Consider the following 22,093-nt stretch of genomic DNA (forward strand, 5'->3'; position numbering starts at 1 on the left):
GGAATGAGGGGACGGATAATATAGCTGAGGACTTGCGACACAACCATGAAAGAAATATATGGAAAGAGTAAAGAAAAGCATGGTATGCGATGGACAACCCTAATGGAATAAAAAAAATTGTCCATGCAGGCGATGCTTACTTTTGCTGACTTAAATCTTAAGAAACTAACCAGATTTAACCTAGAATAATTGGAAAAAGGTTGGAAATAGAAATGATTTCCAACCCTTTTGTCTACACTCTAAAGGACTGCTACATAGTAGAGTCCTTTTTTACTTAGTCTATTTCTCTGTACAAAGTGAGCAATCATACTAGCAAATATAGAAAAGGACAGCTTTTTTCAAATTCCTCCTACATACACTCCATTATCCCTACTATTTTACCTTTATCTAAAAAGCAAAAGACCTTCCTAAAATACATTATATAGAATCCCTGCGTAAGCGTTCTCCTAAAAGAAGTTTTTGCTCGAAGAAAACAGTTTTATACCGTATGATTAATGGAGGAAGGTGAATTTATTTGAAAGCTTATATTTTAAAATTATCATTTGAGCACGTAGATCCGAAGGTGTGGAGAAGAATCGTTCTGCCGGCAGATGCGACATTTAATAGACTTCATGAGACCATTCAATACGTGACAAATTTTCGAAGCATGATGGAACCATATCATTCCTTCGCGATAGAAACAAACGACAAGTATATTACGAATGATGAAGCAATCATACAAAAATATAAAGGGAAGAAGTATGAAGGCAAAGAGGTTAAGCAGCCAACCCGTATAAAGATTGACAAGTATCTTCAAGAGAAGGGTTACCTCATTTATAACTATGACTTTGAAGACGATTGGAGAATTCTAATAGAGCTAGAAGAGATAGTAGAGGATTATTATTTTGGTTATCCTACTATATTGGATGGAGAAGGCATGGCGCCTCCTGAAGATATTGGTGGTCCAATTGGCTTTTCGGAATTTAAAAAAATTATGGCCAACCCTAATCATCCGGATTATTTACATATGTATGGCTGGGCTGAGCATCAGGAATTTAAACCTTTTGATAAAGACAAGTTAAATGAACTGCTTAAAAATGTGAAGTATAAAAAGACAGAGTGGGAGAAAATTGATCATGATAATTATCTTGTCCTCACGGATAAATATCGAGGTGGAGAATCTACTATTCTTGAGCATTCAGAAAACACGGAAGCTATTTTAAAGTATACAGCTGCTTGTATTAACTTATATGGAATTATTGACTTCTCTAAATTTCTAGATATATATAATTCGCAAAATGTTAAAGCTCTGACGAGAAATGAATTATTGTCATTTATAGATAAATCGTCAGAACAATTACAAAATCAATTTGTTACAGTTAATTCAGATGAGTTTGTACATACTTCGATAAACTCCAATGATTATGAAATCTTAAAAGAAAGCTCTGTAGGAAAGCCTTATTACGTGCCAGCAAAGGAAGAGCTTCTTCGTTATGCAGATCCTAATTATTACGAGGAAACAATCTATCAAGAAAAGCTTGCGTCCATGATGCAAAAGGATCTATTTGGTGGTAGCACATTAATGATCAAAGAAAATATGGATCAGCTAATCGGAGATATGCGAACAGTCGGTAGTAGTATTAATACGGTGGTTCAGCAATTTGCTGTTCGTCATAACATTCAAGATCAGGAAATGTTCAATGAATATGTGCAGGCAATTGCCTTCGTGTCGGTAACAACTCGCCTGTGGGGCAATAGAGGTCATACCCCACATGAAATTACTTTGATGGAGCAGCCAAATCTAAAAGCAGTACCAGCTGCACCGGAGAGCAAACAAACAGATAAAAAGGTCGGCCGAAACGACCCGTGTCCATGTGGCAGTGGTAAAAAGTATAAGAAATGCTGTGGAAAATAAAGACTGTGACACAACTCACCTTAAAAAATGAAAAGCTTCGAAAATTTTATGAACAGTAAAATTTTCGAAGCTTTATTTTTTGTTATAGGCTGCTATTGTTTTCGCAACAGGGGAAACTTTTTCTTGATATGACCTCAGTTTTATAGAAGCTAGTTATGTCAGGCTTGTTTTGAATGCAAAAGAATTTTCAGACTGTGTTTCACCTTCTGAATAGGTTCGTTCTGCAAAGGTAACCAGTTGATTGTAGTCCATTAACAATACAGTCGAGGAGCGTGTACCGTAGTTAGGTATTTTGATAAACATTGGAGATAAGCTACGTTCAAGCTCGAGAGCTACACCAGTCTCGGGAAGCTCATAATCCTGTGCAACATTTTCGTCTTTAAGTATTTCGAACAGAGGCTCAACTTCTACTTTATCTAATAGAAGATATTCAGCTAATTTCTGCTTTCCTTTTTTCACCTTTGGCCAGGGTGTATTTAAGGTATGATTGCTTAAGCTATGTGTACCAGGCGCAATTTCATTCATTTCATCTAGGATATTGTTATAGTGATACAGGTGATTACTATCCCCAATGACAACATTATAGCCACCGTAGTTTTCTCTTTTTCTCTTTAAGCCTGCGATAAACTCCATTGGTTCTTCATTGCCAGCTAAAAAATCTCGAACGATATCACCTCGAGAAAGCCGACCCGGTTTTAGTTGAGGATCCCTAAAATTGGTCAATGCTGCAAAGCGACCAGCTTTAGAAACCCCTAGCCATGTTCCCATTTGAAGCAAATCTCGTCCGGCAAGGATGTTAGGATAATCCGTCCAAAAATGAGCAGACTCAGTTGGACGTTCATAAAATTCGTCTCGATTGGCAACTACTATGAGTGGATAGGTAGGATGAGTTTTAAATTGAAAATTAACGAGACACATATAAGATAGCTCCTTTTTGAACAAGTTATGAGGGAAGTCAGGTCTATAGCTAACTACTTCAATTATTATATCATTATCAGATTTGATGAGTGTCTGCTTTTATTGATGAAAAGTGATAGGATAAAATGGAATAAACGATTTTAATGGAGATGACAGAGATGAGTAATACACATATATTTTCTAAACGAGAAGAGCTTGCAAATGCAATTATACATGGTGTTGGTACACTTTTAAGTATAGCTGCACTTGTTATTTTAATCCTTTCCTCAGTCAAGTATGGGAATGCTTGGCATGTGGTGAGTTTTACACTGTTTGGGGCATCCATGGTGCTATTGTTTACATCATCGACCCTTGTACATGCATTTCCAGAGGGAAGAGCCAAAGACTTCTTTGAAATCATGGATCATTCTTCTATTTATTATTTAATAGCAGGCTCCTATACTCCACTTCTATTCTTAGTAGTAAAAGGTCCGCTAGGTTGGACATTGTTTGGTATTATGTGGGGACTAGCGATAGCAGGTACAGTGTTCAAAGCCTATTTTGTTAAGCGGTTTTTGCATACCTCTACTATCTTGTATGTTGTGATGGGCTGGTTAATAGTTTTTGCATGGAAGCCGCTCATCACCAATATGTCCACAGAGGGACTTGTTTTGCTAGCGCTTGGCGGATTGCTCTATACCGGAGGGGCGGTCTTTTATGTATGGAGAGGCTTTCCGTACCATCACGCAGTGTGGCATGTATTTGTGCTCGTAGCGGCTATTTTAGTTTTCTTCGCTATCATGACACTACTGCCAATACCTGTATAACTAAGGAGGAAATCACATGTATGATCCAACCGTCTTCGAAAATTTAAAGGTTGCATTTGAGAATCTTCTATATGATATGGACAATATAGAACGCAAAATCAATATAACTAACAGAACAGATCGAATGGATTTTTCTATTATAAAAAGAGACTTTTCTATTGAATTTGTCCTTTCCGATAAACAAAAAGTAACGGCAGAGATTATAATAGAAGCTTCCTTGGAGGAGTTAGCATCCGAAATTTTGGAGACTCCTGGTAAGGCCCCTGGCTGTACGTTACAGTTAAAATTTCAAAAAAGTGTAATAGAAGTACCTGAAGAGTGTAAGAGTATTGAGTTAGCCCTAAAGGAAATATGGGAGGACGATATAACAATCACTCAGCGTTTAAGCTTTGAATACGGACAATTAAAGAAAAACTATGTAAATACAATTTTGCTAAGCTTCCACCAAAAAATTAAAGAAGAAAATATAGGCGAAATAGATGATTTTCTAAGCAGTGTAATCGAAACGTTAGAGCTTCTTCATACTATATAGTCCTTTAGCAGAGAGATATTACTATTTGAGACCGGCTATCAAGGGTTTATGACCGGATAGAAAATTTTATAACCTGATAGCGAGGATTTATGACCGGATAGATTTTTTTATGACCGCATAAAAATATTTATAACCGTTCACGCCAAAAAGAAGTATTACATAGCGCAAACTCAATAGGAAGGTAATTAAAGAAGCAGTAGGAAGTAAGGATATTACTTTCTACTGCTTATTATTTGTTTCTGTAAGGAGTATTGTCTGAATCGACTGTAGAAAATAACAAGGTTGAACAGAGCGAAATATAGTTTTGAATTACCATAAACGAAGAATAACTATTGCCAGCGTATTTATATAACCAAATTGCAAGGAGATGTATACTAATATATATAGAAGGAAAGTGATTTATCATATAATTTTTTGCCTAATATCAATCCTAGAACATTCTACTAATGTAGCTAACTCTGAAGAGGAATGAGACTCTAATAAAATCTTTTTAAAAAAGTTTTTAAAAAGTGTTGACTTATAATATAAACGAGAGTAATATAGTAGAAGTCGCCAAGAGGTAAACAAGTTTGGCTGACATGATGAACATTGAAAACTGAACATGCAAAACGTTAAGAAATATAGCGTCAAACAACTTCGGTTGTATTGACACAAAACAATTTTTGACATCATTTAATGATGATGCCAGCAAAACAAAATGAGCTTTTTAAGTTCTCTATTATGGAGAGTTTGATCCTGGCTCAGGACGAACGCTGGCGGCGTGCCTAATACATGCAAGTCGAGCGAATGATGAAGAAGCTTGCTTCTTCTGATTTAGCGGCGGACGGGTGAGTAACACGTGGGCAACCTGCCCTGTAGATTGGGATAACTCCGGGAAACCGGGGCTAATACCGAATAATCCATTTCCTCACATGGGGGAATGTTAAAAGACGGTTTCGGCTGTCACTACAGGATGGGCCCGCGGCGCATTAGCTAGTTGGTGAGGTAACGGCTCACCAAGGCGACGATGCGTAGCCGACCTGAGAGGGTGATCGGCCACACTGGGACTGAGACACGGCCCAGACTCCTACGGGAGGCAGCAGTAGGGAATCTTCCACAATGGACGAAAGTCTGATGGAGCAACGCCGCGTGAGTGAAGAAGGTTTTCGGATCGTAAAACTCTGTTGTGAGGGAAGAACAAGTACGAGAGTAACTGCTCGTACCTTGACGGTACCTCATTAGAAAGCCACGGCTAACTACGTGCCAGCAGCCGCGGTAATACGTAGGTGGCAAGCGTTGTCCGGAATTATTGGGCGTAAAGCGCGCGCAGGCGGTCCTTTAAGTCTGATGTGAAAGCCCACGGCTCAACCGTGGAGGGTCATTGGAAACTGGGGGACTTGAGTGCAGAAGAGGAAAGCGGAATTCCAAGTGTAGCGGTGAAATGCGTAGAGATTTGGAGGAACACCAGTGGCGAAGGCGGCTTTCTGGTCTGTAACTGACGCTGAGGCGCGAAAGCGTGGGGAGCAAACAGGATTAGATACCCTGGTAGTCCACGCCGTAAACGATGAGTGCTAAGTGTTAGGGGGTTTCCGCCCCTTAGTGCTGCAGCTAACGCATTAAGCACTCCGCCTGGGGAGTACGGTCGCAAGACTGAAACTCAAAGGAATTGACGGGGGCCCGCACAAGCGGTGGAGCATGTGGTTTAATTCGAAGCAACGCGAAGAACCTTACCAGGTCTTGACATCCCGCTGACCGGCCTAGAGATAGGCTTTTCCCTTCGGGGACAGCGGTGACAGGTGGTGCATGGTTGTCGTCAGCTCGTGTCGTGAGATGTTGGGTTAAGTCCCGCAACGAGCGCAACCCTTGATCTTAGTTGCCAGCATTTAGTTGGGCACTCTAAGGTGACTGCCGGTGATAAACCGGAGGAAGGTGGGGATGACGTCAAATCATCATGCCCCTTATGACCTGGGCTACACACGTGCTACAATGGACGGTACAGAGGGTCGCAACCCCGCGAGGGTGAGCTAATCCCATAAAACCGTTCTCAGTTCGGATTGTAGGCTGCAACTCGCCTACATGAAGCCGGAATCGCTAGTAATCGTGGATCAGCATGCCACGGTGAATACGTTCCCGGGCCTTGTACACACCGCCCGTCACACCACGAGAGTTTGTAACACCCGAAGTCGGTGGGGTAACCCTTTTGGGAGCCAGCCGCCGAAGGTGGGACAGATGATTGGGGTGAAGTCGTAACAAGGTAGCCGTATCGGAAGGTGCGGCTGGATCACCTCCTTTCTAAGGATATATTCGGAATACAGATCTTTATCTGTATCTTAACGTTTTGCAGTTCAGTTTTGAGTGTTCATTTTTATGATGAGCATTTATACTTGCTCCTGCGATTACTCGTCGCAAAGGAACAAGCCCTTTGTTCTTTGAAAACTGGATAAAACGACATCAAAAAAGAAACAAACGCAAGATATTCAAATTGTGATCACTTACGTGATTGCAAGTGTAGTACTTTTAACTTTTAGGTTAAGTTAATAAGGGCGCACGGTGGATGCCTTGGCACTAGGAGTCGACGAAGGACGGCACTAACACCGATATGCTTCGGGGAGCTGTAAGTGAGCTTCGATCCGGAGATTTCCGAATGGGGAAACCCACTGCCCGTAATGGGGCAGTACATTTGCGTGAATACATAGCGCATCTGAGACACACCCAGGGAACTGAAACATCTAAGTACCTGGAGGAAGAGAAAGAAAATTCGATTCCCTGAGTAGCGGCGAGCGAAACGGGAAGAGCCCAAACCAAGAGGCTTGCCTCTTGGGGTTGTAGGACACTCTATACGGAGTTACAAAAGAATGAGTTAGATGAAGCGACCTGGAAAGGTCCGCAGGATAGGGTAAAAGCCCCGTAGTCCAAAATTCATTCCCTCCAGAGTGTATCCTGAGTACGGCGGAACACGTGAAATTCCGTCGGAATCCGGGAGGACCATCTCCCAAGGCTAAATACTACCTAGTGACCGATAGTGAACCAGTACCGTGAGGGAAAGGTGAAAAGCACCCCGGAAGGGGAGTGAAATAGACCCTGAAACCGTGTGCCTACAAATAGTCAAAGCCCGTTAACGGGTGATGGCGTGCCTTTTGTAGAATGAACCGGCGAGTTACGATTACATGCGAGGTTAAGTTGAGAAGACGGAGCCGCAGCGAAAGCGAGTCTGAATAGGGCGAATGAGTATGTGGTCGTAGACCCGAAACCAGGTGATCTACCCATGTCCAGGATGAAGGTAAGGTAACACTTACTGGAGGTCCGAACCCACGCACGTTGAAAAGTGCGGGGATGAGGTGTGGGTAGCGGAGAAATTCCAATCGAACCTGGAGATAGCTGGTTCTCTCCGAAATAGCTTTAGGGCTAGCCTCAAACGTTAGAATCTTGGAGGTAGAGCACTGTTTGGACTAGGGGCCCATCCCGGGTTACCGAATTCAGACAAACTCCGAATGCCAATGATTTATGTTTGGGAGTCAGACTGCGAGTGATAAGATCCGTAGTCAAGAGGGAAACAGCCCAGACCACCAGCTAAGGTCCCAAAGTATTTGTTAAGTGGAAAAGGATGTGGCGTTGCTTAGACAACCAGGATGTTGGCTTAGAAGCAGCCATCATTTAAAGAGTGCGTAATAGCTCACTGGTCGAGTGACGCTGCGCCGAAAATGTATCGGGGCTAAACAAATCACCGAAGCTGTGGATTGATACCTTTGGTATCAGTGGTAGGAGAGCGTTCTAAGGGCGTTGAAGTCAGACCGGAAGGACTGGTGGAGCGCTTAGAAGTGAGAATGCCGGTATGAGTAGCGAAAGATGGGTGAGAATCCCATCCACCGTATGACTAAGGTTTCCTGAGGAAGGCTCGTCCGCTCAGGGTTAGTCGGGACCTAAGTCGAGGCCGATAGGCGTAGACGATGGACAACAGGTTGATATTCCTGTACCACCACCCCACCGTTTGAGTGATGGGGGGACGCAGTAGGATAGGGTAAGCGTGCTGTTGGTTATGCACGTCCAAGCAGTGAGGTGTGAGTGTAGGCAAATCCGCACTCTGTAACATTGAGCTGTGATGGCGAGGACTTAGTCCGAAGTTCCTGATTTCACACTGCCAAGAAAAGCCTCTAACGAGGTGGGAGGTGCCCGTACCGCAAACCGACACAGGTAGTCGAGGAGAGAATCCTAAGGTGAGCGAGAGAACTCTCGTTAAGGAACTCGGCAAAATGACCCCGTAACTTCGGGAGAAGGGGTGCTCTTTTGGGTGTATAGCCTAGAAGAGCCGCAGTGAATAGGCCCAGGCGACTGTTTAGCAAAAACACAGGTCTCTGCAAAACCGTAAGGTGAAGTATAGGGGCTGACGCCTGCCCGGTGCTGGAAGGTTAAGAGGAGTGCTTAGCGCAAGCGAAGGTGCGAATTGAAGCCCCAGTAAACGGCGGCCGTAACTATAACGGTCCTAAGGTAGCGAAATTCCTTGTCGGGTAAGTTCCGACCCGCACGAAAGGCGTAACGATCTGGGCACTGTCTCAACGAGAGACTCGGTGAAATTATAGTACCTGTGAAGATGCAGGTTACCCGCGACAGGACGGAAAGACCCCGTGGAGCTTTACTGTAGCTTGATATTGAATTTTGGTGCAACTTGTACAGGATAGGTAGGAGCCTTAGAGCCCGGAGCGCCAGCTTCGGAGGAGGCGTCGGTGGGATACTACCCTGGTTGTATTGAAATTCTAACCCATACCCGTAACCCGGGTAGGAGACAGTGTCAGGCGGGCAGTTTGACTGGGGCGGTCGCCTCCTAAAGTGTAACGGAGGCGCCCAAAGGTTCCCTCAGAATGGTTGGAAATCATTCGAAGAGTGTAAAGGCAGAAGGGAGCTTGACTGCGAGACCTACAAGTCGAGCAGGGTCGAAAGACGGGCTTAGTGATCCGGTGGTTCCGCATGGAAGGGCCATCGCTCAACGGATAAAAGCTACCCCGGGGATAACAGGCTTATCTCCCCCAAGAGTCCACATCGACGGGGAGGTTTGGCACCTCGATGTCGGCTCATCGCATCCTGGGGCTGTAGTCGGTCCCAAGGGTTGGGCTGTTCGCCCATTAAAGCGGTACGCGAGCTGGGTTCAGAACGTCGTGAGACAGTTCGGTCCCTATCCGTCGTGGGCGTAGGAAATTTGAGAGGAGCTGTCCTTAGTACGAGAGGACCGGGATGGACACACCGCTGGTGTACCAGTTGTTCTGCCAAGGGCATCGCTGGGTAGCTATGTGTGGACGGGATAAGTGCTGAAAGCATCTAAGCACGAAGCCCCCCTCAAGATGAGATTTCCCATTACGCAAGTAAGTAAGATCCCTCAAAGACGATGAGGTAGATAGGTTCGGGGTGGAAGCGTGGCGACACGTGCAGCTGACGAATACTAATCGATCGAGGACTTAACCAAATTGTTTGTTTCCATTAATGATGTCTTTTATCCAGTTTTGAGTGAACAACTCAGTAGGGTTTCAAAACACAAGTAGTGCTAGGAAACGAGTGAGCGAAGGAAGGAACGTACTTACGTACGTGACTGACTGAACGAGCGAAGTTGACAACGCAATGCGCAGTGGATTGGAAGCCGACAAGTCTAGTGATGATGGCGAAGAGGTCACACCCGTTCCCATACCGAACACGGAAGTTAAGCTCTTCAGCGCCGATGGTAGTTGGGGGTCTCCCCCTGCAAGAGTAGGACGTCGCTGGGCACTGAAAAAAGTCGTTACCGAGAAATCGATGACGGCTTTTTTGTATTAAGGAGAAAAAGGCCGAAGGCAATCAACCTTATATAAGCAAGTGAGCGAGAAAGCAGAGGGGCAAAGAGTTCGAGGAAGCAAGGAAGAGAGGCTCGGAGCGTATAGCATACGCGAGAACCGATCGACGTAGCTGACGAAGAAATCTGCCGTCCATCTGGTTTCGCAGCCTGCGCCGATGGTAGTTGGGGGTTCCCCTGCAAGAGTAGGACGTCGCTGGGCACTATAGGAAGTCGTTACCGATTAATCGGTAGCGGCTTTTTGTTTGGCATTTTTTAAAATGAATATAAATAAATTAAGTCTAAAGTAAAATACATAATTAGACGTTTCATATATCTAAATGGCACTTCACATTATTTTAAACGAGACAATATTAATGTTACTCTTATAATAGAGAAACTAAGCAAGGGGGAACTCCATGTTCTTGGAGGAGCTAAAGAAAGAATTACACCATAGACAGCCACTATTTATTGGGGAGGAAACAGCTCTGCGCTCGGCAATCATGCTTCCACTTGTGGAAGTGGAAGGAGAATGGCATATTTTGTTTGAAGTGCGCTCCTTAACGATGAGAAAGCAGCCTGGAGATATTAGTTTTCCAGGTGGTCGTATTGATGCTACAGATGCATCTCCAATGGAAGCTGCTATACGAGAAACCCATGAAGAGTTGGGTGTAGCCCCGACATCTATAAAAATTTTAGGACAAATGAGTCCTTATATCACTTCTTCATCTTTCGTAGTTTATCCATTTGTAGCGACTATTGATCATCATCAAATCGAAAATTTTAACAAACAAGAGGTTGAAGAAGTATTTACAGTGCCAATCAACTGGCTCTTAAACTATGAGCCTTATATGCACACTGTCTCTGTTCAACCTATGCCTCCGATGGACTTTCCATTTGAAAAAATTTTTAATGGAGACAAATACCAATGGAGACCCCGTGATGTTGAAGAATGGTTTTATGATTATAAAAACTATACAATTTGGGGATTAACAGCACGGGTATTAAAACATTTTGTGGAAACAATAAGAAATGTTAATAGATAATAATAAGAAATAATCTAAAAAGGGGGAGAAATATGTACCATGATACTTTCATAATACTAAGGAGATAAATTTAACACAAAGCTCTTAGCATTGTATAAAAGTATTAGAGTATTAAATTTATAGTAGTTTTAAAAGGCTTTCTATTGATAGGGAGTCTTATTAATTTGTATAGGAAGAGTATCAAAATTAGAATTAAATAATAATAATTAGCACTTTATAAATGCGCCTATGCTCCTATAAGTCATTCCTTCTAAATAACCAGTTTCCTAAAAAAAGACAATTCTTCTGAATCATTTTAATATGAAATGACAGTCTTCACTTTACCTTTCTATATAAAAAATGGAATATTATAGGTAATGTAAGTTTGCTAGAGGAGGAGATTTTATGTCTATCTGGTGGGGAATATTGTATAATAGAGAAAATTGGAAATGCTTCATTGTACCTGATTCGATGAGGACATGCCTATGAAAATCCTAGATGTAGACTTACTTCAAGATGGGCTGCAACGTAACATAGCTATGCTTGAACGACTGCAAAACGAAGTAGGAAATATTCAAGACACAGTTAAAGAATTAGTAGCAATGGAAGAGGTATTGAAGGGGGCGGGAGGTAGTGCAATCCGAGGCTTCTATTCGGATGTTCATTTGCCATTCCTTCATTTTTTTCTTGTCTTCTCAGACAGCTTCAAGCAAAAGCTCCAACAAGTTGAAGCTGCCCTCATATCATTAGAACCGGATGCAGCTGGCTATATTCTCGAACAGTTTTTAGAGGGAGAGCTGGAACAGGGACTTACGCTAATTGCTAATATAACGGAAAGACTTACGAACGAGGCAAACAGTATCATGGACTCGGTAAGTGATATAGTTGCTTTACCTCACTTGAATGACAGTGAGGTGCAAGAAGGGGTACAAAACTCCAAAAAGAAACGTGATGACACAGTTTTACAGCTACATGAATTTGATGCCTCTCAAACGACTTCGCTAAACCCGGTGGAACAGAATATTCAAACGATGGGCTCTTGGCTTGCAGATATGGAGGGAATGTTCAAAGCAGGAGTGAAGGACATTCATTTCCAACCGAGTCAATGGAATGCACTTACGTTTGGAAGTGGAATTAGAACAGAACTATTTCCTAAAGTATACTTAGATCCTAATAGTTTATGGGTAGAAGAACATGAAAAAATGATCGGTACGATGATTAGTACCCAAACTTTTCAAGCCCTAGATTTGAAAAGAATGAATACAATTGAAGAAAACGTCGGAGAGAATGTAAAATACCATCAGTATGCAAATGGTCTCCTGATAAAAGAGTACTCGGAAAACGGGACAGTATACTACGAAATCGTTTCTAAAGTAGAATACAAGGAAGAAGTAGTCCAAGTTGAGCCACCAAAAGAAAATAAACTGTTGGATGGAATACAGTTTGGATTAGATTTAGTAGGGCTAATACCCGGAATCGGAGAAATAGCGGATGGGGCAAATGGGATTATTTATACAGCTAGAGGAGATAAGTTGAACGCAACACTCTCGTTTGGTGCGATGATTCCATTTGCAGGCTGGGGAAGTACCGGAGCAAAATTTGTAAATAAAGGTAGCAAGTTTTTTCAGCCCAAAAATGTCTTAAGTGATGAGGCTGTAGAATCTGTCTATACTTCAGTTTACCGGGATGTGGTCAATAGTCCACTGGGTGGAACACAGACAAAATTAAATCTGTTTACTAGCTTACAGAATGGGACACCGAACGCTCTAGCATTCAACCATTTGAATAGTCCATCAATGTTTAATATGCCAACAGCGAAAATGGATATACCTACAACCTCCAAAAGTACAAAGGCAATTAGCACGCCGTCTACAAAAGTGGATACTGCCCCAACAAATAAAAGTATCTATGATAATGTTAATAAAGATATAATGAATGTGGATGTAGATACTAAGGGTATAGATAATGCTAAAGATATAACAAAATTAACTGTTGAAGATATACCAACTGCAAAGAGTGGGCATTTTAATAAATTTTTCAATTCCCTCACAAGTAGTGAACTAGACGAACTTTGGAAAGATAAAAAGATTAGAAAGAAAATTGAACGTCAACTAAGAGAACCAGGAGGATTACATGAGTGGCACTTAGTTTCAAGAGCTCCTCAATTTAAGTATTGGAATATTGGTGCTGAGGAGATTAAAGATTTAAGAACAGCTATATCCGATGTCAAATTTGTCAATCCAAACGGTGTTCATGGAGGGTTAGGCTCAACTAAGGCACATAATGAATTGTTAGCAATAATAGATACTTCTAGCGACTATAATACATTTGTTAGACGACTTAATAACTGGGCTAATTATAGATTAGAGGGTGGAGTTTCGTCTTTACCACAAGGTCTAAGATTAAAGTAGGAGGGTACTATAATGGAAAAACAAGGATGGGTTTCAATTTGGTTAGGGAATATTAACGATGAGGACTCAATAGGAGAGTATGTTGATTTAACGTATGATGAGGATGGAGAGTCTGTCCCATCCCAATTTTTTATCGATTTTAATATTGATATGGATGAAACAGATGAGGATACTATAGAAAAAGCGGTCTATAAGAATAGTAGTAGTGATATTTCAGTATTATTAAATGGGTGTTCGTATGAAGAAATTGTCATCCCAAAAATCCAGAAAAGTATAGACCTAAAGAAATCATATAATGCAGTAATTTTAATATATAATTTTGAATATAAAAATGAAATTATTTCAAAAGGTGCTATTGATTTTATTGCTGCTACAAATTATGAGTAAGAGAAATCTTAAGGTATGGAGAAATGATTTAGTTGATGGTTAACTCAGAAATTACTTATCTGGTGGGGTTGCTTTATAATACAGATAAAAATATTTTAATCAGCCAGTTAAAAAAAGTAGATAATTCACTAATACTTCATTACTTTGCTGCAAATTATAATTGGAATAGTGGGTTTGATGTACCAACAGTCATCTTAGATAATGAGGCTTGTGATTTAGGGACAGGTTTACTAATGTTCCATTATGCAGATGGCTATCGTTTGTTAGAGAGTTCAGATGAAGTTTCAAGTTCTTCATTAGAGGAATGGAAAGTTTTTTTGAGAAAGATTTATAATAAACTATTAAGCTTAGACTTTAAATCACAAGACATTTCCTTTGACCCTGAATTAACAAAAATTCAAAAGTATAAGTTGAAAAAGAATAATCCAGACCTTCCTGATGTTTTAATTAGTAAGTCTCCAGGCAAAGAGATTGATATACCTAAAATATGATGTGATTTATTAGAAACCTTGATTGGCAAAAAAATTTCAAGGTTTCTTTTTTGTGGGGGCTACCTAGTGCCGAATGAACGACTTATTATTTTCAGAGTGGAGATAAGCCTTGTAAGCCCTATATAATGTTTTAACAAATTATAAAGTGCGTACAACACCTTTAAAACGTATAACCAATTTAATGTATTCTACCTCTTAAAAGTAGTCACAAAATCATCAGTTACCACCATCTATATTCTCAAATACTATACCTTTGCTTTCCCATGCTTTTTAAAATTTTTCGCAACTATGACGTACATAGAACGATTACTAGAGTGAGGACTACTCCACCTCGATTAATTCCTGAATGTCGATGTCTAACACTTTGCATACTGTTTCTAATGTCGATAAATAAACCCTGTCCACGTTGTCTGAACAAAGATGGCTTATTGTATTAGGGCGAAGCCCTGTCATTCGTGCCAATTCACGTTGTGAAAGGTCACGTTCTTTAAGGATTTCCTTTAGCTTGATTGTAATAGGCATGGTACTTCCCTTCCTCTTATTCATGTTACCTTTTACGATACATCACAAACTTGTATCGGTAAAGGGGTTGATTGTATCGTTAAAGCCGCATACAATGAATTTATGTTAATTATAGCGGCTAAGCGTTACGTTAATCCTAATTAGCGTAACGGAGGGGGAAAATACCATGAAAGTTATCGGATATATTCGAGTATCTACACAAGGACAAGCAAGGGATGGATACAGTCTTGCTTACCAAGAAGATGAAATTAAGGCATATTGTCAGGCTCAAGGATATACACTTTTACGCTTATTTAAAGATGAGGGTATCAGTGGGGCTAAAGTAGATGAAGAAGCGTTAGAAGTGGACAGAATGGGCTTTCAGGAGATGTTGGAGTATCTCACCCTCCATGAGGTGGATTATGTTGTCACACTGAATACAAGCCGTTTATGGCGGTCAGACATTGTGAAAGTGTTAGTCCATCGAGAATTGAAAAAGTATGGATTAGACATTCGGAGTATTGAACAACCACAATACAGTATCTATAAGAAAGACCCTAGCGACTTTTTAATTAATGGTTTAATGGAGTTATTAGACCAATATCAACGATTAGAAATCTCTTTAAAGCTAGGGAGAGGACGAAATAAGAAAGCCCAACAGGGCGGCTATGCAGGAGGAAATGTGGCTTTAGGCTACAAAGTGAAGAAAGGTCAGAAAAGCCTTGTAGTAGATGACAGACAGGCTCAGACCGTACAAAGAGTGTTTGACTTAAAGGAACAGTTTCCTTCATGGTCTTTAACTCAACTAGCAGAACAACTGAATGAAGAAGGACATCGAACAAAACAAGGAAAATGGTTTACGAAAGTCCAGATCAAACGGATTTTAGATAGAAAAGCGTTTTATAGTGGTTTATACCACTATGGAGAAATAACAGCAAATGGCAAACACGAAGCCATTTTATAACGGTTAACAGATAGAGAATGGATAGGCTTTCGTACCCTTGCGAGTCCAAGTGACTAACGCTCGACCTAAGGTTGCCGACATTCTCTGTCTTGCTTTATCCGTTTAATCTAATGTAGGGGTGAGGATTTCTGATGAAAAGAGATAAGTATATTTATATAGGACTAGATTTACATAAGTTTCAACATACAGCGGTGATAGTGGATTGTTGGTTTGAGAAGTTGGGTGAGATGACTTTTCAAAATAAACCATCTATTTTTCCTAGTTTATTAGAATATGTGAATAGATTTCTAACAGAAGGGTTGACCCCTGTATTTGGATTAGAAGATGTGGGCGGTTACGGAAGAGATTTAGCGTTATACCTTTTAGAGCAAGGGTATATTGTGAAGTTTGTTAATTCCTCTTTATCCAATGCAGAACGAAACAGCTATGCGATGACACAAAAACATGATAGTTGGGACGCTCAATGTGTGGCAAGGGTTTTAATACGTGACCTACCTTATTTGCCTGAAGCTACACCATCCGATATTCATTGGATAATCTCTCAATTGGTTGGAAGAAGAAATACGATAGTGAAAGCACAAACAGCCTTGAAAAACCAACTGCATATGCAATTAAACTATCATTTTCCAAGCTACAAGGAGTTCTTTTCAGAAGTGGATGGCAAAACTGCATTAGCTTTTTGGGAGAGTTACCCTTCACCTTCTCATTTGGATGGGAAAACAGTAGAGGACTTACGAAAGTTTCTATTAGAAGCGAGTAGCAAAGCTTGTTCAACTAAAAAAGCAGAACTAATATTATCTTTAGTCCAAGATGATGGAGAAGTAAAACGAGAATATCAGACATCTAGAGATTTTATCATTCAAAGCATGGTCAGAGATATAAGCCCTTCTTTGCATTATGAGAAGATTAGTCAGAATAATCTATGGTATGATGAAAAATAAAACGGCTTACATCATGCCAGAGCAACTTGTAACAATAGCTAGTTAATCAATTTGGGTGGTGGTTGAATAGACTGCCACCTTTCATAAAGTATATTTTTCGATATTCCTAAGGGTACGGGTAAGCCTAAAAAAGAAAAACCAAAACAAGTTCATCACTATGCGACAAATAAAAGTAAAACGTATACTCACCAGTTAGAAAATGTGAAAAAAAAGTATGGTTTGGAATTAGATGACGCTTGGAATAAAGAATTATTGCCACCTCAAGGTAGAGATCCGAACGCATATCATGAATATGTGTTAGACAGGATAAATGAATATGATGCTATTGCGCGTGGGAATAAAGAAATTTTTTTAGAGCTATTTGAAGGTTTAAAGAAAGAAGTCAGGGAAAATCCAGATATGCTTTACAAAGAGTATTGGTTAAATTAAAAATAGGTAGGGAATACAGATGAAATTTTATAAGCTAAGCATAGAAGTTTCAGGTGAAAATGATATAGTTTGTCATTATAAGGATGATTTAAGTATTCAACAATATGAATTTAAAACTGGACAGACTTTTAATAGATGGGATGGAAGTTTTAAATTTTACTATGATAAAAGTGAGGGAGAAGTGCCTACAGACTATCTTGCAAATGATATGGGATGGTCTGTGGTATCTAGAAGATTGAAAACTATTATGGAGACCTTAAATACAAAAATTGAGTACTTTCCAGTTGACATTGTTGAGTTGAAAAGTGGAGATAGTTTAGAAGGGTATTATATTGCTAATATTCTTAAAGTGGTCGATGCAATTTGTTTAGAAGAATCAGACTACCATGAAATACAGACTAAAAGTGTTGGGACAATATATAATGTACGAAAATATGCAATTTATGAGAGTAAAGTAGAAAATAGTGATATTTTTAAATTGGGAAATAGACAGGAAATTCCTATTTTTGTTTCAGAAATATTTAAAAAAGAAATTGAAAATAATGAATTAACGGGTATGGAATTTTACGAAATTAAAGCTATCTAAATTTTAGAATAAGAATTTTTTACTAGAATATATTCGAAAATAAAGACTCCATGAAGGTAATACCATCATGGAGTTTTATTTATATAGGAATGATAAGAGAAAAGTACAAGAAATGGTCGATTTGACATTTCACATGTTGGTGGTAACGATACGGATACATAAAGATAGTGAATAATAGCATTATGAGCTTTGTCATTGCCTTAAGTTTGTAGGTTTTGCAAGTAAGATTTTTGAGTGAGACAATAAGAATGTGTTTTGTTTGAGAATCGAAAGCTCATGATGGTTATACCATCAAGGAGTTTTATTTTAATACTGGCTAGGAAGAAAAGTATGAGTTGGGCGAGACGACATTTTACATGGCGGGGGTAGCTATGACATGTAATGGCTAAAAAACTAACGAGAATGACAAATCTCGTGGCGATAACAATAAGATTACGTGAAAGAGAGTTCTTATATTGCTTGGGCTTAAAATTTGGGGGTTGTATTTTTACTAGAGACGGTCGTGCTAAAAAGTTGATATTATCAAATATTTTAAAAGCGGTGAAATAAAATTAAAGCACTTGATTGTCTACTATTGGGCTTTCTTGTTTCGCACTCTCCCTAACTTTAATGCAATTTCTAATCTTTGATATTGGTCTAATAACATTTTCCTATTCTAGAAGGAGACATTTACCCAAGAAATAAATAATATTTAGAAGGTGATTATTATATGTGGAGAGAGCAAGTTAGTCAGATTTCCAAAATGAGAGAGAAACGAAATCGAGAACTCAATTTACCTGCCAATGAAAACGAGTTATCAGAATTTCGTAAATCTGTAGTAGAAAAATTTGGTGAAGAAGTACTGCCTCAGGAATACTATGAATTTTTACAAAGAGTGAGTGGAATTGAATTTAATGGACTTAAAATCTATGGGATTGACCAAAAGTTTGAATCTGCTTTTTCTGAAGCACTTAGTTAAAATATACAATCCGGCGGCAGCTTTTAACAACAGCACCTTTGACAAAAAATCAAACAAAAGGTTTCCCAGAATTACAGGTGAGGGAAATGTAGTAGGTAAAGGTAAAGGAAGGTTTGAAGGTGGTACACAAATACCTCCTACAAAAGTAGAGATTATTAGACCAGAATAGCGAGGCGAGAGATATGTCAATATTAGAAACTGATAAAATTGATGCTATGGGTATAAGCAAGGATGGGAAAGGCTTGAGATTAATGCTTTCAGACCATTTAGATTGGGAAAATGAAGCAGAGCATTTAAACTTATTGCAAGATAAAATTAATGCGTATCTAAGTTTTATAGAATCAAATCAGTACGCACAGACCTATCCAGATGAATCGTTTGAATATTACATTATTGATGTAGGGTTTAAATATGAAGCAAGTGAGAACTGTTTAAAATTTGTTCAAGTTATTAATAAACAATTGAGAGAATACAATATCCAAGTGGTTATAAGTAAGAATTGAATCGGAAAGAGATTGATAGAATATGAGCAAAAATCAAAAAAACCGAGAAATAGAAAAAATGATAATGACCAACATAAAGCAAGAGGCGAAAAAACAAAAATTCAAGGTGATATCCAACTGTATTTATAAGGTTGTGGGTGAATATTTTGTTAATGCTGTATTCTGGCCTCAATGCAACGAAGACAAATGGACTTTATTTCTCAGAATGAATATTAAATCTTATAACTATGACAATTTATTTTGGGAAATCTTTGAAATGCCTGAGAACATAAATGCAAAAGAAAGTTTGAGAGCAAATGGGGCATTTGCATGTCTTCATATCAATGGATTGAAAAAACATATGAAATAAGTACATTAGAATCGATGCAGATAGATATTGCAAATGCAATTTAATGATTTTCAGTATGAAGTAAATAAATTAATTGAATTGATTAAATTGGAGTTTGGTGATTTCAATTCCACTATATTATTTCAGAAAAATATTATTGATGAGAATTTATTAAAAATGATAGCAAGTATATCTAAAGATGATTAATCTGTTGTAAAGGAGAACTATGCAGCTTTTGATACCAAGGAGAAATTTAATGAGATGGATGACAAGGGAGATCCTATAAAGTTGAGCAACTAAACGCTTGCATTCAAAAATACAAAGCTGCAAAAGTGGATACTATAATGCTCCATTACCAGGTGGTTTTAGTAAATAGAGGAGGAAAGTGAATGTATGAAAAAGTAGATGCAGTATTATCTGAAAATAGCGCAGATAATTATTTTTATGACGATGAATTTATGTATGTGCAAGAATTGATGAGTGAGTTTACTAATATTGATTGGGAGAATTTAATTCGAGGATTAAAAGATAAAGATGATAAATATAAAATTAGATTGGCCTACTGTATAGATGAGGATAACGGAGTATATGGATTTAATTTATTATTAGACTTACTTAATGAGAGTGATGAAGTGGCTGAATATGCAATAGATTCTTTACGTTCTTTTGATGGAGAAGAGTATAAAAAAATAATTGCTTCTAATAAGCAAATAAAGGACAAAGTAGAGAAATTATTAAAAACTGCTAGTTTACCTATTGAAAGGATTTTAGAAGCATTTTCACAACAAAACAAATTATAAAAAAATCTTGTGAAAGCTAAAATATTGAAAAATTAGATGATTATTTAGTGAAATTAATTGATAAGCATTATGAAAAAATAGACTTAGGTGACTAGTATATGAGTCAATAAATCTTAAGACTATTCTTAAATATAATGTATGTGGATGTAGATACTAAGGGTACGGAAAAAGTTGTAAAAGAGTATGATGTAATTTCTTATCGTCCTGCAAATGGAAAGCACGGTCTCGAAAATCATCATGGAGTAATGAATGAGTGGGCAAAGCAAAATATTCCAGGATATAAAGAAAAAGTTGGTAAGTCACCTACAGTTGCTCTCACAGATAGGAATAATGGTGGGATGCACGAAGCAACTAAATAGGTCTATAGAAAATGGCTACGGGAGAGAACAGGTAGACCTGTAGGAGCGAAAGTTGATTGGAAAATGTTAGTCCTAAAGAGATACAAAAATTATCAGAAGATATGTTTGATGCTGCAAAGGTTCCGGAATTAACTAGGAGAGAATATTACAGACAAATAAATAAATATTTATATACACTAGACTAATAATAAGGAGGCTATTATGAGCATAAAAGAGATTCTTCAAAAAATAAATGAAACAGAATACTGTAAAGTTTACCCACTTCAAGGACTTCCAGAAAATATTGAACAGGGTGACGTTCTTCCGAAAGATTTACTTGAATTTTATACGATTTGTGGAGGAGTGGAGTTGTTTACTAATGTAGATTTTGGCGTTTCTATCGTTCCTTCTGATAAATTCGTGCTGGCAAACCCTATAATTGTGGGGGAAAAATGCGAATATGATATTTCCTCACATTGGTATATTTTCGGTGACCTAGGTAGTGGTAATTATTTATCGATTGATTTACATCCTGACAGGTTAGGAAAATGCTATGATAGTCACTGGGATTCCCATGGTGTAGTAGGTAGTAGTACAGTTGTAGCAATTTCATTTACTGATTTATTAAATAGAATATTAGTAAGTAAAGGCGAAGGTGAGAGTTGGTATTGGTATAGTGATGATTTTGAATCACTAGGAGATGCTTATGACGGAATTGAAATAGAGTAGAAATTTTACTTGTTACCTTGTTTGGCTCAAAGCTTTTCAAGGTTTTTTATTTTAAATTATATTAAATCAGCTGATATTGCTTCTAGGAAATAGAGGCTAAAGGAGAAATTAAGATGGATAAGAAACAACTTGCTAAAGATATTAGAAGTGCCATAAAAAGTGGTAAATTGGATACTTTGAGAGATTTACTTGAGAAAGAACCAGAAATGTTAACATGGATGACACCTTTTGGTACATGGTTACATGTAGCGGCAGCACATGGGCATTTAGAAATAGTAGGATATCTTATTAATGCTGGAATAGATATTAATGCAAAAGGTGGAACTTTTTCTACAAATGCTCTTGAAAGAGCTACTGCTAAAGGACATTTAGATATTGCTGATTATCTAATTAGAGAGAATGTGGAGATTGATATTAGTGAACCCGATAGAAATCCTCTGTTTGCTGCAATATATGGAGGACATATGGATATTGTTAAATTATTAGTTGAGAATAATATAAATATATTTATAAAATACACTGGAGAAACCATGAAAGATATGGATGCCTATGCATTTGCCGTAGAAAGAGGACAAAAAGAAATTGCTGATTATCTAAAGCAGAAGATGACAGAAAAAGAATAAAAAATTTATATAGACGGGTAGCCTTAGAATTTTAAGATTAATAGGCTCAGTAGTATAGAGATGATATTAAAAATTTAATCATAAATAAAGCACTTGATTGCCTTATAGGTAACAGGTGTTTTTTTTATGAAACAATTATACTTTGTATAACATGAA

Annotated in this window: 20 protein-coding genes, 3 rRNA genes and 2 pseudogenes; 22 read left to right on the forward strand and 3 right to left on the reverse strand. The window is 38.6% G+C overall.

Annotated elements, in window-relative coordinates:
* Positions 1 to 514: 514 nt before the first annotated feature.
* Positions 515 to 1,894, forward strand: coding sequence for a plasmid pRiA4b ORF-3 family protein (locus tag D0S48_RS15485; RefSeq protein WP_151112553.1), 1,380 nt, complete (start codon positions 515 to 517; stop codon positions 1,892 to 1,894).
* 153 nt (positions 1,895 to 2,047) lie between these two features.
* On the opposite strand, the gene D0S48_RS15490 is transcribed toward D0S48_RS15485, so the two are convergent.
* On the reverse strand, positions 2,048 to 2,812 hold the full coding sequence (locus D0S48_RS15490) for an NRDE family protein (protein ID WP_151112555.1): 765 nt from the start codon (positions 2,810 to 2,812) through the stop codon (positions 2,048 to 2,050).
* A gap of 158 nt (positions 2,813 to 2,970) precedes the next feature.
* Between D0S48_RS15490 and D0S48_RS15495 the strand changes: the two genes are divergently transcribed.
* The 9 genes from D0S48_RS15495 (at position 2,971) to D0S48_RS15535 (ending at position 14,237) form a co-directional block, all read left to right on the forward strand.
* Positions 2,971 to 3,618 carry a PAQR family membrane homeostasis protein TrhA gene (locus tag D0S48_RS15495; protein WP_151112557.1) on the forward strand — a complete coding sequence of 216 codons (648 nt, stop codon included), beginning with the start codon at positions 2,971 to 2,973 and terminating at the stop codon, positions 3,616 to 3,618.
* 16 nt (positions 3,619 to 3,634) lie between these two features.
* On the forward strand, positions 3,635 to 4,150 hold the full coding sequence (locus D0S48_RS15500; RefSeq protein ID WP_151112559.1) for a hypothetical protein: 516 nt from the start codon (positions 3,635 to 3,637) through the stop codon (positions 4,148 to 4,150).
* A 717-nt stretch (positions 4,151 to 4,867) separates the two neighbouring features.
* Positions 4,868 to 6,421 (forward strand): 16S ribosomal RNA (locus tag D0S48_RS15505).
* Positions 6,422 to 6,656: 235 nt separating this feature from the next.
* A 23S ribosomal RNA gene (locus D0S48_RS15510) occupies positions 6,657 to 9,584 on the forward strand.
* 179 nt (positions 9,585 to 9,763) lie between these two features.
* Positions 9,764 to 9,879: ribosomal RNA gene (gene rrf, locus D0S48_RS15515) — 5S ribosomal RNA — on the forward strand.
* Together the 16S, 23S and 5S rRNA genes form the textbook arrangement of a ribosomal RNA operon.
* A 463-nt stretch (positions 9,880 to 10,342) precedes the next feature.
* Entirely contained in the window at positions 10,343 to 10,969 is a 627-nt protein-coding gene (locus tag D0S48_RS15520) for an NUDIX hydrolase (RefSeq protein WP_144541846.1), read from the forward strand.
* A gap of 464 nt (positions 10,970 to 11,433) precedes the next feature.
* Entirely contained in the window at positions 11,434 to 13,359 is a 1,926-nt protein-coding gene (locus D0S48_RS15525) for a ribonuclease YeeF family protein (protein ID WP_186318282.1), read from the forward strand.
* A gap of 12 nt (positions 13,360 to 13,371) precedes the next feature.
* The gene (locus D0S48_RS15530; protein WP_144541850.1) at positions 13,372 to 13,746 is read left to right on the forward strand and encodes an immunity 22 family protein; all 375 of its coding nucleotides are present in this window, start codon (positions 13,372 to 13,374) and stop codon (positions 13,744 to 13,746) included.
* Between the two features lie 35 nt (positions 13,747 to 13,781).
* Positions 13,782 to 14,237, forward strand: a complete 456-nt coding sequence (locus tag D0S48_RS15535; protein ID WP_144541852.1) for a DUF4274 domain-containing protein — start codon at positions 13,782 to 13,784, stop codon at positions 14,235 to 14,237.
* A 321-nt stretch (positions 14,238 to 14,558) separates the two neighbouring features.
* Here D0S48_RS15535 and D0S48_RS15540 read toward each other — a convergent pair whose 3' ends face one another.
* Positions 14,559 to 14,759: a helix-turn-helix domain-containing protein gene (locus tag D0S48_RS15540; RefSeq protein WP_026906918.1), complete on the reverse strand. Its 201-nt coding sequence runs from the start codon at positions 14,757 to 14,759 to the stop codon at positions 14,559 to 14,561.
* 166 nt (positions 14,760 to 14,925) lie between these two features.
* Here D0S48_RS15540 and D0S48_RS15545 point away from each other — a divergent pair, with 166 nt between their 5' ends.
* From D0S48_RS15545 to D0S48_RS15560, 4 genes are all read left to right on the forward strand, one after another.
* Entirely contained in the window at positions 14,926 to 15,702 is a 777-nt protein-coding gene (locus D0S48_RS15545) for a recombinase family protein (protein ID WP_144541854.1), read from the forward strand.
* A gap of 131 nt (positions 15,703 to 15,833) precedes the next feature.
* Entirely contained in the window at positions 15,834 to 16,643 is an 810-nt protein-coding gene (locus D0S48_RS15550; protein ID WP_225216193.1) for an IS110 family transposase, read from the forward strand.
* Between the two features lie 102 nt (positions 16,644 to 16,745).
* Positions 16,746 to 17,072 carry an AHH domain-containing protein gene (locus D0S48_RS15555; RefSeq protein WP_144541856.1) on the forward strand — a complete coding sequence of 109 codons (327 nt, stop codon included), beginning with the start codon at positions 16,746 to 16,748 and terminating at the stop codon, positions 17,070 to 17,072.
* A gap of 19 nt (positions 17,073 to 17,091) precedes the next feature.
* Positions 17,092 to 17,658: an imm11 family protein gene (locus D0S48_RS15560; RefSeq protein ID WP_144541858.1), complete on the forward strand. Its 567-nt coding sequence runs from the start codon at positions 17,092 to 17,094 to the stop codon at positions 17,656 to 17,658.
* A gap of 574 nt (positions 17,659 to 18,232) precedes the next feature.
* Here D0S48_RS15560 and D0S48_RS21360 read toward each other — a convergent pair.
* A pseudogene (locus D0S48_RS21360) lies at positions 18,233 to 18,301 on the reverse strand (resolvase); the annotation flags it as partial.
* A gap of 66 nt (positions 18,302 to 18,367) precedes the next feature.
* On the opposite strand from D0S48_RS21360, the pseudogene D0S48_RS15570 reads away from it, so the two are divergent.
* The 8 genes and pseudogenes from D0S48_RS15570 to D0S48_RS15605 form a co-directional block, all read left to right on the forward strand.
* Positions 18,368 to 18,586: pseudogene (locus D0S48_RS15570) on the forward strand (YrhA family protein); the annotation flags it as partial.
* A 212-nt stretch (positions 18,587 to 18,798) separates the two neighbouring features.
* On the forward strand, positions 18,799 to 19,119 hold the full coding sequence (locus D0S48_RS15580) for a DUF6572 domain-containing protein (protein ID WP_144541862.1): 321 nt from the start codon (positions 18,799 to 18,801) through the stop codon (positions 19,117 to 19,119).
* Between the two features lie 22 nt (positions 19,120 to 19,141).
* Positions 19,142 to 19,468, forward strand: a complete 327-nt coding sequence (locus D0S48_RS15585; protein ID WP_151112561.1) for a hypothetical protein — start codon at positions 19,142 to 19,144, stop codon at positions 19,466 to 19,468.
* 368 nt (positions 19,469 to 19,836) lie between these two features.
* On the forward strand, positions 19,837 to 20,247 hold the full coding sequence (locus tag D0S48_RS15590) for a hypothetical protein (RefSeq protein WP_144541866.1): 411 nt from the start codon (positions 19,837 to 19,839) through the stop codon (positions 20,245 to 20,247).
* A 134-nt stretch (positions 20,248 to 20,381) separates the two neighbouring features.
* A complete protein-coding gene (locus D0S48_RS21145; RefSeq protein ID WP_255475363.1) occupies positions 20,382 to 20,606 on the forward strand; it encodes a hypothetical protein in 225 nt (74 codons plus the stop codon).
* Positions 20,607 to 20,662: 56 nt separating this feature from the next.
* The gene (locus D0S48_RS21150) at positions 20,663 to 20,791 is read left to right on the forward strand and encodes a hypothetical protein (protein WP_255475364.1); all 129 of its coding nucleotides are present in this window, start codon (positions 20,663 to 20,665) and stop codon (positions 20,789 to 20,791) included.
* A gap of 16 nt (positions 20,792 to 20,807) precedes the next feature.
* Positions 20,808 to 21,314 carry an SMI1/KNR4 family protein gene (locus D0S48_RS15600; RefSeq protein WP_144541868.1) on the forward strand — a complete coding sequence of 169 codons (507 nt, stop codon included), beginning with the start codon at positions 20,808 to 20,810 and terminating at the stop codon, positions 21,312 to 21,314.
* Positions 21,315 to 21,427: 113 nt separating this feature from the next.
* The gene (locus tag D0S48_RS15605; RefSeq protein WP_144541871.1) at positions 21,428 to 21,937 is read left to right on the forward strand and encodes an ankyrin repeat domain-containing protein; all 510 of its coding nucleotides are present in this window, start codon (positions 21,428 to 21,430) and stop codon (positions 21,935 to 21,937) included.
* Positions 21,938 to 22,093: the final 156 nt, after the last annotated feature.

The sequence above is a fragment of the Psychrobacillus sp. AK 1817 genome, assembly GCF_008807035.1.
Lineage (GTDB): Bacteria > Bacillota > Bacilli > Bacillales_A > Planococcaceae > Psychrobacillus > Psychrobacillus faecigallinarum.